This window comes from Leclercia sp. Colony189, assembly GCF_009740165.1.
Classification (GTDB): Bacteria; Pseudomonadota; Gammaproteobacteria; order Enterobacterales; family Enterobacteriaceae; genus Enterobacter.
The window spans coordinates 3,314,638-3,327,375 of record NZ_CP046557.1; the positions used below are offsets into that span (position 1 = coordinate 3,314,638).

11 protein-coding genes are annotated in these 12,738 nt (G+C 53.3%); 3 read left to right on the forward strand and 8 right to left on the reverse strand.

All coding sequences use genetic code 11. From position 1 onward, the window contains the following. Position 1: 1 nt before the first annotated feature. The 4 genes from nuoC to lrhA form a co-directional block, all read right to left on the reverse strand. Positions 2 to 1,804 carry an NADH-quinone oxidoreductase subunit C/D gene (gene nuoC, locus GNG29_RS15795; RefSeq protein WP_103180472.1) on the reverse strand — a complete coding sequence of 601 codons (1,803 nt, stop codon included), beginning with the start codon at positions 1,802 to 1,804 and terminating at the stop codon, positions 2 to 4. A gap of 89 nt (positions 1,805 to 1,893) precedes the next feature. Beyond that, positions 1,894 to 2,568 carry an NADH-quinone oxidoreductase subunit NuoB gene (nuoB, locus tag GNG29_RS15800; protein WP_003861482.1) on the reverse strand — a complete coding sequence of 225 codons (675 nt, stop codon included), beginning with the start codon at positions 2,566 to 2,568 and terminating at the stop codon, positions 1,894 to 1,896. A gap of 15 nt (positions 2,569 to 2,583) precedes the next feature. Further along, entirely contained in the window at positions 2,584 to 3,024 is a 441-nt protein-coding gene (gene nuoA, locus GNG29_RS15805; RefSeq protein WP_103825145.1) for an NADH-quinone oxidoreductase subunit NuoA, read from the reverse strand. Positions 3,025 to 3,654: 630 nt separating this feature from the next. After that, positions 3,655 to 4,593, reverse strand: coding sequence for a transcriptional regulator LrhA (gene lrhA, locus GNG29_RS15810; RefSeq protein WP_103180474.1), 939 nt, complete (start codon positions 4,591 to 4,593; stop codon positions 3,655 to 3,657). Positions 4,594 to 5,540: 947 nt separating this feature from the next. On the opposite strand from lrhA, the gene GNG29_RS15815 reads away from it, so the two are divergent. Then, positions 5,541 to 6,755, forward strand: a complete 1,215-nt coding sequence (locus GNG29_RS15815; RefSeq protein WP_103180475.1) for a pyridoxal phosphate-dependent aminotransferase — start codon at positions 5,541 to 5,543, stop codon at positions 6,753 to 6,755. A gap of 93 nt (positions 6,756 to 6,848) precedes the next feature. After that, positions 6,849 to 7,448 (forward strand): 5'-deoxynucleotidase, encoded by a 600-nt coding sequence (gene yfbR / locus GNG29_RS15820; protein WP_103180476.1) that lies wholly within the window; start codon positions 6,849 to 6,851, stop codon positions 7,446 to 7,448. 75 nt (positions 7,449 to 7,523) lie between these two features. On the opposite strand, the gene GNG29_RS15825 is transcribed toward yfbR, so the two are convergent. The 4 genes from GNG29_RS15825 to yfbV all read right to left on the reverse strand — a co-directional run bounded on the left by GNG29_RS15825 (position 7,524) and on the right by yfbV (position 11,146). Further along, complete coding sequence (locus tag GNG29_RS15825; RefSeq protein ID WP_156654953.1) at positions 7,524 to 9,356, reverse strand: SLC13 family permease; 1,833 nt, start codon at positions 9,354 to 9,356, stop codon at positions 7,524 to 7,526. Between the two features lie 77 nt (positions 9,357 to 9,433). Then, complete coding sequence (locus tag GNG29_RS15830; protein WP_156654955.1) at positions 9,434 to 10,093, reverse strand: sugar phosphatase; 660 nt, start codon at positions 10,091 to 10,093, stop codon at positions 9,434 to 9,436. An 11-nt stretch (positions 10,094 to 10,104) separates the two neighbouring features. After that, on the reverse strand, positions 10,105 to 10,599 hold the full coding sequence (locus GNG29_RS15835) for a YfbU family protein (protein WP_103180480.1): 495 nt from the start codon (positions 10,597 to 10,599) through the stop codon (positions 10,105 to 10,107). 91 nt (positions 10,600 to 10,690) lie between these two features. Next, positions 10,691 to 11,146 carry a terminus macrodomain insulation protein YfbV gene (gene yfbV / locus GNG29_RS15840; RefSeq protein ID WP_103180482.1) on the reverse strand — a complete coding sequence of 152 codons (456 nt, stop codon included), beginning with the start codon at positions 11,144 to 11,146 and terminating at the stop codon, positions 10,691 to 10,693. A gap of 336 nt (positions 11,147 to 11,482) precedes the next feature. Here yfbV and ackA point away from each other — a divergent pair, with 336 nt between their 5' ends. Further along, complete coding sequence (gene ackA / locus GNG29_RS15845) at positions 11,483 to 12,685, forward strand: acetate kinase (protein WP_114386044.1); 1,203 nt, start codon at positions 11,483 to 11,485, stop codon at positions 12,683 to 12,685. Positions 12,686 to 12,738: the final 53 nt, after the last annotated feature.

The window sequence follows — 12,738 nt, forward strand, 5'->3', positions numbered from 1 at the left end:
ATTAGCGGTCCACATCTGACATAACAAAATCGATACTACCCAGATACACAATCAGGTCAGAGACCAGACTGCCGCGAATGGCTGACGGGATCTGCTGCAGGTGCGGGAAGCTTGGCGTACGTACACGGGTACGGTAGCTCATGGTGCTGCCGTCGCTGGTCAGGTAGTAACTGTTGATACCCTTGGTCGCTTCAATCATCTGGAAGGATTCTTGCGCCGGCATAACCGGACCCCAGGAAACCTGCAGGAAGTGCGTGATCAGGGTTTCGATATGCTGCAGCGTGCGCTCTTTCGGTGGCGGCGTGGTCAGCGGGTGATCCGCCTTGAACGGGCCTTCCGGCATGTTGTTGAGGCACTGCTCAAGGATGCGCAGGCTCTGGCGCAGCTCTTCCACTTTCAGCATCACGCGGGTGTAGCAGTCGGAAACACCGCCGCCCAGCGGCACTTCAAAGTCGAAGTTTTCATAGCCAGAGTAAGGACGCGCTTTACGCACGTCGAAATCGATACCGGTGGCGCGCAGGCCAGCACCGGTGGTGCCCCACTCCAGCGCCTCTTTCGCGCCATAGGCAGCAACGCCCTGGGAACGGCCCTTCAGGATGGAGTTACGCAGCGCGGCTTTCTCGTAAGAGGCCAGACGCTTCGGCATCCAGTCGAGGAATTCACGCAGCAGACGATCCCAGCCGCGCGGCAGGTCATGCGCGACGCCGCCAATACGGAACCAGGCCGGGTGCATACGGAAACCGGTGATCGCTTCCACCAGATCGTAAATCTTTTGACGGTCGGTAAAGGCGAAGAAGACCGGGGTCATCGCGCCGACGTCCTGAATGAAGGTGGAGATGTAGAGCAGGTGGCTGTTGATACGGAACAGTTCAGAGAGCATAACGCGAATCACGTTAACGCGATCCGGCACGGTGATGCCTGCCAGTTTCTCAACGGCCAGCACGTACGGCATTTCGTTTACGCAGCCGCCGAGGTACTCGATACGGTCGGTGTACGGAATGTAGCTGTGCCAGGATTGACGCTCACCCATCTTCTCGGCACCACGGTGGTGGTAGCCGATGTCTGGCACGCAGTCGACGATCTCTTCACCATCAAGCTGCAGAATAATACGGAACGCACCGTGCGCGGAGGGGTGGTTTGGACCGAGGTTGAGGAACATGAAGTCCTCGTTGTCGGTGCTGCGCTTCATGCCCCAGTCTTCCGGCTTGAAGGTCAGCGCTTCCATCTCCAGATCCTGCTTGGCTTTGGTCAGCTCAAACGGGTCGAATTCGGTGGCGCGCGCCGGGTAGTCTTTACGTAGCGGGTGGCCGGTCCAGGTCTGCGGCATCATAATGCGCGTCAGATGCGGGTGGCCATCGAAGGTCATGCCAAACATTTCCCAAGTTTCACGCTCATACCAGTTAGCGTTCGGGAAGAGTTTGGTGATCGTCGGCAGATGCATGTCGTTTTCAGACAATGCCACCTTGAGCATGATATCCGTGTTGCGGTCTATTGAGATCAGGTGGTAGAAAACGGAAAAATCCGCCGCGGGTAAACCCTGGCGGTGAGTACGCAGACGTTCGTCCATGCCGTGTAAGTCAAACAGCATGACGTAAGGTTTAGGCAGTTTCTTGAGGAAATCAACCACTTCCAGTAACTGCTCACGCTTCACCCAAACAACGGGTACCCCGGTGCGGGTGGCCTGAACAGTAAAGGCATCCGGCCCAAAACGGTTGCGCAGTTCGCCGATGACCGGGTCATCCAGATGATCCCGTGTTTGCCAGGCGGCGTCTTGCGCGGTTAAGTCGGTCATAGTGTTCACCATTGCAAAAGGTCCGTGGTGACTGTTGGGCGTGGCTTCGCGCTATTTGAATAGTGATATGCGAAGGTTATCTCCATGCCCACAGGCGCAAATTAAATTTCGTCTGGTGTCCGCAGATTGGTCACTGCGATACGTTCACCGCGTTTACGCTCGCGCTCAGACTGCATGTTAGCGCGGTACACGCCCTGGTCACCCACAACCCAGGAGAGCGGGCGGCGTTCTTTGCCAATCGACTCCTGCAACAGCATCAGCGCCTGCATGTAGGCTTCCGGACGCGGTGGGCAGCCCGGGATATAAACGTCAACCGGGATAAACTTATCTACGCCTTGTACGACGGAATAGATGTCGTACATGCCGCCAGAGTTGGCACAAGCGCCCATGGAGATAACCCATTTTGGCTCGAGCATCTGGTCGTACAGACGCTGAATGACCGGTGCCATTTTGGTAAAGCAGGTGCCCGCTACCACCATCAGGTCAGCCTGACGCGGAGATGCACGCAGTACTTCCGCACCAAAACGCGCAACGTCATGCACCGCAGTGAATGACGTCACCATTTCAACGTAGCAGCAAGAAAGGCCAAAGTTGTATGGCCAGATGGAGTTCTTACGACCCCAGTTGACCATATCGTGCATGGCATGCTCGAGCTTGCCCATGTACACGCTTTTGTTGACTTCTTGCTCCAGGGGGTCGGTTACGATCTCCTGCTTTTGCAGGGGGTAACGGTCATTCTCACCGTTAGGATCTATGCGGGTGAGCGTATAATCCATCTTATTGCCTCGCTGTTACTGCTGACGATTAGGGATACTGTTTTCCGGGTTGATACGTTCACGGCGTGAACGTGCAGGTGTCCAGTCCAGCGCGCCAATACGCACCAGATAAACCAGACCGGCCAGTAACACTAAAATGAAAATTGCGGCCTCGACAAAGCCTACCCAGCCACTCTCACGAATGGAGGTCGACCATGCGAACAGGTAAAGCGCTTCCACGTCGAAAATGACGAAGAACATGGCTACCAGATAGAACTTGGCAGACAGGCGTAAACGCGCGGTACCTACCGAATCGATACCCGATTCGAATGGAGTGTTTTTGTGCCTTGCGCGGGCGCGACCGCCCAGGAACCAGCCGCCGACTAGCATCAGGCAGCACAGGCCAATGGCAACGATAAGAAAGATTGCGAATGCCCAGTGATGAGCGATGACTTCTGTGGATGTTGACATACTCATTGCTTACTCATCAAAAGTGATACCTGAAACACTGCTCTTTCTGGCAGATGGGCATCACATCGATTCATGGGGAGGAACAAATAACCGTACACTAACTGTCGAAAATGAGACATAGACAGCAAAATGATGTGGTTTTTTACTCCTTTCTATAACCTTTTGTCAACTTTAACAAAAGTTTCTTCACATTAAATTACATTGATCGAACTTCATTAACATTTAATGCCCTTTACCCTCATTAAGTGTGAGGCGCGTACCTGCGTGGGGGTGTTGAATCGTGTCCGTAATGAACTAATACAAAGATTACCCGCCTATTTTGACAGGATTTGCCGTCGATTCCTCCCCCCAAAGAGGAGTATTTTCTTGATCTGTGACACGCTTTTGTTAATTCAATCAAAAAAACAGCAACATCTTTGCTGCTTTTTTAACATGCCCATTGACATTAGAAAGAACAAGTATAGCGGGGTTTTGGAGAAAGGCAGGATATCTATCAGATTGATAAAACACAAAATTAGCAATGACTTAAATCAAATCCCTGGAATCTCATGCAAAAAAAGAACCACTGTGCGCAGAGGCAGCAGCAGTGGTTCGTTATCGTCTGGACGAATTGTTATCAGATTATTAGGGACCCTTTTACTCGAAATCACTTTCAATGATTACCGAGTCATCCCCTCCTTGTTGAGTCACTGTATTGTACTGCCAGGGGTTATGGTAATCATCCATGGTGCTAAAGATGGTCTGCGCAAGCTCGTTGTTACTGGCCGGATTATGGCACAACAGATATTCCGTATCCGGCAGCGCGGGCAATCCGTCCGCTTTGCCTAACACACGCAAATCGGGGCTCATCATCTCCACCGGGCGTGCCGTTACGCCGAGCCCCGCTTTTACCGCGGCGCGGATCGCAGGCAGCGTGGAGGCGACATAGGCCATTCGCCATGGGACATTGGCAGCATTGAGCGTAGCCAGCACAACGTCGCGGAACGGGCTGGGATCGTCCAGCAGGACTAACGGCACCGGCTCGCCGCGCTGCAGCGTGAACTCGGCGGCGCAGTACCAGTGTGTCGGCGAGGTGCGCAGCGTCAGACATTCGAACTGGCTGGTACGATGGGTGGTCACCACCAGATCGACCTCCTGCTCCTGCAACATATCAACCATAAAGGCGTTGCGTTTCACTCTGACATCAAGAGCAAGTTTCGGGTAAACCGAACTGATGCGATTGAGCAGGAACGGCAGAATGGTGTCGGCCGACTCGTCAGAGGCGCCTAATGTTAAGACACCCTGCAGGTTGCTAAACATTAATGATGAACATGCTTCATCATTGAAGCGCAGGATTTTTCTGGCGTAACCCAGGAGCTGAATACCATGCTCCGTTAACAGCTTATTGCGGCCATGACGGGCAAAAAGCTCTTTACCGACCAGTTGTTCCAGTCGTTGCATTTGTTGGCTTACTGCGGACTGGGTACGGCAAACTGCCGCCGCAGCAGCAGCAAAGGTGTTCAGATCGGCGACCGCCACAAAGGTTCTCAGCAGATCGAGGTCGAGATTCAGTATCGGACGATTTGCATTAATCATATCTTTTCACTTACAGGTTGCTCGTACGGAGCTGCCCCGGGTTTAAGCTGTGTGCGTAAAAGTAATACAGTTCCTTCTGAACGAAATCCGCTGACGTCCCGGTCTGGCAGGGGCCTGCATAATGTAATTGTGCTGGTTATATCAGTGGTCAGAAACAACTTATCTGACGTTATTTTTATTCTCAAAATCGTTCGAGATATATAGGTATTTGCCGGATGATGTAAATTCGATTAAAGAAGATGCATATCCAACGTTAACTTTATCGCAGTACAGGTTGAGCGGCAATGGTATCGCTTAACTTCTCAAGGCAGAGATAATTCCAGCAATTACAATAAACTATTAAAGGTCCAGGCATCAAGGCCTGCTGTGACCTGTTATCTTTCATCGCTAAACCCGGCATACATCTTACCCTAAAACCTTTTTCTTTATAAGCCTTATTGCAAATCCTTTGATTTAACCTGAATGGTAACTAGCTAAACTAATTTTATTAATATTAACGAAAGTTGCGATTTCGTCTTTATTTAGAAATAAACAATAATTGAAACCGGACTTAATGATTAATAATACTTAACATTAATTTCACATGAGCAACGTTAATATAAAAAGGCAGGAAAGCGAATACCAGTGAGTTTCATTCAGCTTTTACGAAAAATCACTACAGGAAACTGTAGCACCACCAGCGCAAGCCGCTCAATTCACCCCTTTTTTACAGTGTAAAATCCATATTAAAACACCCACAACAGGACAAAACACCAACAAAAACCAAAAATACATACGTTAAAGTGATTAACCCATTAAAAAAGAGTTAAAAGATTCAGGGCAAAGCGGCAGCAATGCACAAAATCTTCTTCTGCCAACGCTTCAAAATCGGGCGTTCGAGGAGTACATTGTTTCGTGCTGACTTCCACGGCAGGACGTCGCAATAACAGTGAAAAGGTCAAAGATTCATGTCACCCATCGAAAAATCCAGCAAGTTAGATAACGTTTGTTATGACATTCGTGGCCCGGTTCTTAAAGAGGCAAAGCGTCTCGAAGAAGAAGGTAATAAAGTACTTAAGCTCAATATCGGCAACCCGGCGCCATTTGGTTTTGATGCACCGGATGAAATTCTGGTTGATGTGATTCGCAACCTGCCGACGGCGCAAGGCTACAGCGACTCCAAAGGTCTCTACTCTGCGCGAAAAGCGATCATGCAGCACTATCAGGCGCAGGGTATGCGCGATGTGACTGTAGAAGATATCTACATTGGTAACGGTGTTTCCGAGCTGATTGTCCAGGCGATGCAGGCCCTGCTGAACAGCGGAGACGAAATGCTGGTTCCCGCTCCGGACTACCCGCTCTGGACTGCGGCCGTGTCCCTCTCCAGCGGTAAAGCGGTGCACTACCTGTGTGACGAATCGGCTGACTGGTTCCCGGACCTGGATGATATTCGCGCCAAAATTACGCCGCGCACCCGCGGGATCGTCATCATCAACCCGAACAACCCCACCGGCGCCGTCTATTCCAAAGAGCTGCTGCTGGAGATCGTCGAGCTGGCCCGCCAGCATAATCTGATCATCTTCGCGGATGAGATCTACGACAAAATTCTGTATGACGCCGCGCAGCACCACTCTATTGCCGCGCTGGCGCCGGATCTGTTGACCGTCACCTTTAACGGCCTGTCAAAGACCTATCGTGTTGCGGGCTTCCGCCAGGGCTGGATGGTGCTGAACGGGCCGAAGAAACACGCCAGAGGCTATATCGAAGGCCTTGAGATGCTGGCCTCCATGCGTCTGTGCGCCAACGTTCCGGCCCAGCATGCGATCCAGACCGCACTGGGTGGCTATCAGAGCATCAGCGAATTTATCGTGCCAGGCGGGCGACTGTATGAGCAGCGGCAGCGCGCGTGGGAGCTGATCAACGATATTCCGGGCGTCTCCTGCGTGAAGCCAAACGGCGCCCTCTATATGTTCCCGAAAATCGACATCAAACGCTTCAACATCTTTGACGATCAGAAGATGGTGCTCGACTTCCTGCTGCAGGAAAAAGTGTTGCTGGTACAGGGAACGGCATTTAACTGGCCGTGGCCGGACCATGTTCGCATCGTAACGCTGCCGCGTGAAGATGAGCTGGAGATGGCCATCAGCCGGTTCGGACGCTTCCTCTCCGGATACCATCAGTAAACGATAATCGGGCTGCCACAGGCAGCCCGATTTGCATCTCACCGCCCCTCCCCTCACAATGAAACCTGTCGCTGTGCAGATTTAAGGTAACTTATGAGTCAGAGTCATTTCTTCGCCCATCTTTCCCGACTGAAACTGATCAACCGCTGGCCGCTGATGCGCAATGTGCGCACCGAGAACGTTTCCGAACACAGCCTGCAGGTAGCGATGGTCGCCCACGCGCTGGCCGCCATCAAAAACCGTAAGTTCAATGGTCAGCTAAACGCCGAACGTATCGCGCTGCTGGCTATGTACCACGATGCTTCAGAAGTGCTGACGGGCGATCTGCCCACGCCGGTAAAATACTTCAACTCGCAAATCGCCCAGGAGTACAAGGCGATTGAAAAAATCGCCCAGCAGAAGCTGGTCGACATGGTGCCGGACGAGCTTCGCGATATTTTTGCCCCGTTAATAGACGAGCAGAGCTATAGCGAAGAGGAGCACTTCATTGTGAAGCAGGCCGATGCGCTGTGCGCCTACCTGAAGTGTCTGGAAGAGCTCTCTGCCGGCAATCACGAGTTTTTACTGGCGAAAACGCGTCTGGAGAAGACGCTCGAAGCGCGCCGTAGCGAGGAGATGGACTACTTCATGGAGGTGTTTGTCCCGAGCTTCCAGCTCTCGCTGGATGAGATTAGCCAAGATTCGCCGTTGTGAGTTATGCCCGGCGGCGCTTCGCTTGCCGGGCCTACGGTTTCCAGGCAGCAAGCTTAGCGCCGCCGGGCAAAACTGTCAGAACGGGAACAACATCGGGATCATCACTACGCACACCACCATCACCAGGATCGTGAAGGGCACGCCAAGCTTAACGAAATCGCTAAAGCTGTATCTTCCCGGCCCCAGCACCAGGGTGTTAACCGGTGACGACACCGGCGTCATAAATGCTGCGGAAGCGGCCATCGTCACCATCATGGCGAACGGATAAGGTGAGACTCCCATCGATTTCGCCATCGCCAGCGCAATGGGCGCCATCAACACAGCGGTCGCGGTATTGGAGATAAACAGTCCGATCGTGGCGCACATAACAAACAGGCACATCAGCATCATGTATGGGCCATAGCCGCCGCCGAGCTCCATCAGACCTTTCACCACTAAATCGACACCGCCAGTTTTTTGCAGCGCCAGCGCAAAGGGCATCATGCCGACGATCAAAATGATGCTCGGCCAGTGAATCGCTTTGTAAGCGCTTTCAGCGTCAATACAGCGGAATTTCCCCATCAGCAGACAGGCAATGATCGCCGCCACCGGATTGGGGATTTCGTCGGTCAGCATCAGAGCGACCATCAGCACCAGACAAAAAATGGCGTGCGGTGCCTGGCTGTGGGCAGGGGATGCATCGCTGACCTCGACAGGCAGGTTGAGCACCACAAAGTCTCGCCCTCTCTGCCCCAGCTGGGTAATCAGCTTCCAGTTACCCACCACCAGGAAGATATCCCCCAGTTGAAGGGGCTCATCCACCACCGAGCCGTTCATCGCCTCGCCGTCGCGCTTTAACCCCACGACGTTCAGACCGTACCGGGTACGAAAGCCGATTTCGCGAATGGTTTTGCCGAGCAGCTCCGACTCAGGGATCAGCGAGACCTCGGCCATCCCCACATCCAGCGCCTGATCGGAGAAGTACTCCCCGCGCAGGACCATCGGCTCCAGCAGCTGTTCGCTGCAAAATTCACGCAGATCGACCTCTGCCGAAGACATATCAATGAGCAACACGTCACGGGCGCGAAACTCCGATACACCGTTTACGTTGACGATAACCCGACGAAAACGGCGCCAGCGCTCCACGCCGATGACGTTGGCCCCGTAGCGTTCGCGGAGTTTTAAATCATCCAGACGCTGCCCAATCAGCGGTGAACCGGGGCGGATCGCCAGACGGCGGGCCCGCCCGGTGAGGCGATACTCTTTGATCAGATCGCGAAACGTGCGGCGCTTCCAGCCGTCGCGGGTTTTATCCTGCTTTTCGCTTTTCAGGGCAAAGCGGGTCAACAGCATATAGACAATGCCCATCACCAGGACAACCAGCCCCAGCGGCGTCACGCTGAAGAAGCTGAAACCGTCCAGGCCTTCACGCAGCAGTTCACTGTTTACCACCAGGTTTGGCGGGGTCGCCACCAGCGTCATCATGCCGCTGATAAGGCCGGCAAAGCTCAGCGGCATCATCAGGCGCGACGGCGAAATCTGCATGCGCATGGAGACGCTCAACACCACAGGAATGAAAATAGCCACCACACCGGTGGAGCTCATAAAGGCCCCGAGTCCGGCCACGGTGAGCATCAAAAAGACCAGCATTTTGGTCTCGCTGTTGCCCGCCACGCTCACCAGCCAGGTACCCATGCTGGTTGCCACGCCGGTCCGCACCAGGCCGTCGCCGATGATAAACAGGGCGGCAATGAGAATCACGTTGGGATCGCTAAAGCCTGAAAAGGCTTCCGGGAGGGTTAAGGTGCCGCTCAGCACAAAAGCGACGATCACCAGCAGCGCCACAGCATCCATGCGGATTTTGCCGGTTGCAAAAAGAAGAATGGCGATAAGAAGCAGGCTTAACACCCAGATGAGTTCACCGTTCACAACAGATCCTTGTCAGAAAAGAGTGCGTCAGATAGTGCCATAAAAAAGCCCCAGCAATGTGGGGCTAAATCATGTGATTACATTTTCCGGGTGACTGTTACATTCCCGTCGGGCTCGCGGCTGACGGCGAGTGCCTCCAGCGTGGTAAGCACAAAATCCGCCTCATCCAGACGCGGCGAGTTAGCGGGGACATTGACGGCAATGACGTGGCTTCCGGCATTGAGTCCCGCCAGCACGCCGGCTGCGGCATCTTCTACCACCACACACGCTTCAGGCGCCAGCCCCAGCAGCTCCGCGCCCAGTAAAAAGGCATCAGGCTCCGGCTTGCCGCGCTTGACCCGCTCCGCGGTGATAAAGACTTCCGGCAGCGGCAGGCCTGCCGCTTTATGACGCGCATGAGCCACAGGAACCGAACCGGAGGTGACGATAGCCCAGGGGATCGCCGATTCATTCAGATGGGTGAGCAGCGCCTGGGCCCCCGGCAGCGCGGTAATACCGTCGGTATCGGTGGCCTCGACCTGCTCAAGCCAGCTGAACTCCGCCTGAATTTCCGCTTCACTTTTTCCCTGGAGAAAGTGCCGTAAAGAGGTTATGGCCTGTTTGCCATGGATAAAATTCAGTACGTCCTGATGGTCGATGCCATGTCTGTCGGCCCAACGGCACCAGGAGCGTTCTACAACCGGTAGCGAATCGACCAGCGTACCGTCCAGATCAAACAGAAAACCTTTACACTGCACATCTACCTCCGTCAGGCATTAATAATTTGTTGGATCTCGTTACTGCTCAGGTGGTATTGGCGAGGACAAGCGTGCCATACGCTGAGCATGCGCTGATATTTTTCCCACATCGGGGTCTGGGCATTAAAGCCATGCGTACCGGCATCGAAATGGGTATAGCGTCCTTCGACATTGACCATAAAGCGGACATAGCTCAGGTAACGGGATTCAGTGGCCGCATCAAAACCCAGGAAGGTGACACGACGTTCGTCGATGCTCTGGGCATCTTTCAGGTTGGTCCAGGAGACATGCAGGGCGTGATACATCTCCATGATGTCGATGACGATGCGGCAGGTCTCTTCTTTCAGTTCGCCAAAGTCGCGATCCAGCTCGCGCATCTGTAAACCAAAGCCACGTTCGATGATAGTCTGCAAGCGGCGATAGCGCTCTGCGTTGTCGGGATCAAGCATAGTCATCATTTTGTACTGATTGGACAAAATCAGACGTTGAGCGTGGGTCATTTCCATCTTTCGACTCCTGTTGCGCATGGCAGCTTTAAAAAAGACACGGTAACGGTGGGTTACTGTGCCTTCTTTTGGTCATCGTTTCGATGATCAATCACAAGTCATCGAGGAATGTTTTATCAAGTTGCTTGAATGCCCGCTTCAGCGTATCAGCCAGCGCCTGATAATCGGGTTTTCCCTCTACCGGCGCGAGCGCCTGACCAGCATCCTGCAATTTGCCGCGCACCTCATAGAACCAGGACAACACGGATGGCGGCAGCGGTGTGACCGAGCGTTTGCCGAGCCACCACAGCCCCTGCATCGGCAGACTCAGGGCAAACAGCGCGGTAGCAACAGCAGGACCAAGCTGTCCGCCCAGCGCAATCTGCCAGCACAGAGTAAAGACCGCGAGAGGCGGCATCAGGCGAATAGCGTGACGGGTGGCGCGGATCACCCGGTTTTCAATAAAGACGGGCGCCAGGCGCTTTTCCAGTGGCCACGTCTTTGCATAGTGCTGTCCCCGGCGAAACAGGCTAAAAAAGCTCACGGATGGATTCTCGGGTGTCGACATGGCTTACCTCAACTTCACATATAAAATTTAAAAAATTCGTGCAAAACCACAACTGCTCATGACAACGTTCAAAAACTTTTGTCAGCGCTACCCAGTATCGGGTATCCTGTGCCGGCCTGCAAAGGCCTTAGACGAGGAACGTTCACTCGTCAAATTATCGCACATTATGCCATTGCCGGAAAAATGCGCAAAATGGCATAAAATCATATGTATTCTTTTCGTCATGCCAGAATGTCCTTCAGGCATGATGTTAATCATAAATGTCAGCGATATCTTGCGCTACGATCCTTGACTCACTGACGTTTTTTTAGCCACGTATCAATAATAGGTACTTCCATGTCGAGTAAGTTAGTACTGGTTCTGAACTGCGGTAGCTCTTCCCTGAAATTCGCCATCATCGATGCGCTCAACGGTGAAGAGTACCTTTCTGGTTTGGCCGAATGTTTCCATCTCCCTGAAGCACGTCTGAAGTGGAAAATGGACGGCAGCAAACAGGAAGCGGCTTTAGGTGCAGGCGCCGCTCACAGCGAAGCGCTGAACTTTATCGTTAACACTATTCTGGCACAAAAACCGGAACTGTCCGCCCAGCTGACCGCAATTGGTCACCGTATCGTTCATGGTGGCGAGAAGTACACCAAATCTGTGGTCATCGATGACAGCGTTATTCAGGGTATTAAAGACTCAGCCTCTTTTGCACCGCTGCATAACCCGGCTCACCTGATCGGTATCGCTGAAGCACTGAAAGCCTTCCCGCAGCTGAAAGACAAGAACGTGGCCGTATTTGATACCGCGTTCCATCAGACCATGCCGGAAGAGTCTTACCTCTATGCCCTGCCGTATAAACTGTACAAAGAGCACGGCGTTCGTCGCTATGGCGCACACGGCACCAGCCACTTCTACGTCACGCAAGAAGCAGCAAAAATGCTGAACAAGCCGGTAGAAGAAGTGAACATCATCACTTGCCACCTGGGCAACGGCGGTTCTGTTTCTGCTATCCGTAACGGCAAATGTGTTGATACCTCCATGGGTCTGACCCCGCTGGAAGGCCTGGTCATGGGCACCCGCTCCGGTGATATCGATCCAGCGATCATCTTCCACCTGCACGATACCCTGGGTATGAGCGTAGAAGATATCAACAAGATGCTGACCAAAGAGTCTGGCCTGCTGGGTCTGACCGAAGTGACCAGCGACTGCCGTTACGTTGAAGACAACTACGCCGAGAAAGAAGACGCGAAACGTGCAATGGATGTTTACTGCCACCGTCTGGCCAAGTACATCGGCTCTTACACTGCGCTGATGGACGGTCGTCTGGATGGCGTGGTCTTCACCGGCGGTATCGGTGAGAACGCGGCAATGGTGCGCGAACTCTCCCTGGGCAAACTGGGCGTGCTGGGCTTTGATGTTGACCATGAACGTAACCTGGCCGCGCGCTTCGGTAAGTCTGGCTTCATCAACAAAGAAGGCACCACGCTCGCAATGGTTATCCCAACCAATGAAGAGCTGGTCATCGCGCAAGACGCGAGCCGTCTGACTGCCTGATTCCCCACCGCCAGCAATGCTGGCGGTGCTGTTTTGAAGCCCGCCCGTTTTCG

Coding starts and splice junctions, on each gene's coding strand:
- nuoC (WP_103180472.1), bottom strand. CDS start 1,804: ATGGTGAACACTATGACCGACTTAACCGCGCAAGACGCCGCCTGGCAA.
- nuoB (WP_003861482.1), bottom strand. CDS start 2,568: ATGGATTATACGCTCACCCGCATAGATCCTAACGGTGAGAATGACCGT.
- nuoA (WP_103825145.1), bottom strand. CDS start 3,024: ATGAGTATGTCAACATCCACAGAAGTCATCGCTCATCACTGGGCATTC.
- lrhA (WP_103180474.1), bottom strand. CDS start 4,593: ATGATTAATGCAAATCGTCCGATACTGAATCTCGACCTCGATCTGCTG.
- GNG29_RS15815 (WP_103180475.1), top strand. CDS start 5,541: ATGTCACCCATCGAAAAATCCAGCAAGTTAGATAACGTTTGTTATGAC.
- yfbR (WP_103180476.1), top strand. CDS start 6,849: ATGAGTCAGAGTCATTTCTTCGCCCATCTTTCCCGACTGAAACTGATC.
- GNG29_RS15835 (WP_103180480.1), bottom strand. CDS start 10,599: ATGGAAATGACCCACGCTCAACGTCTGATTTTGTCCAATCAGTACAAA.
- yfbV (WP_103180482.1), bottom strand. CDS start 11,146: ATGTCGACACCCGAGAATCCATCCGTGAGCTTTTTTAGCCTGTTTCGC.
- ackA (WP_114386044.1), top strand. CDS start 11,483: ATGTCGAGTAAGTTAGTACTGGTTCTGAACTGCGGTAGCTCTTCCCTG.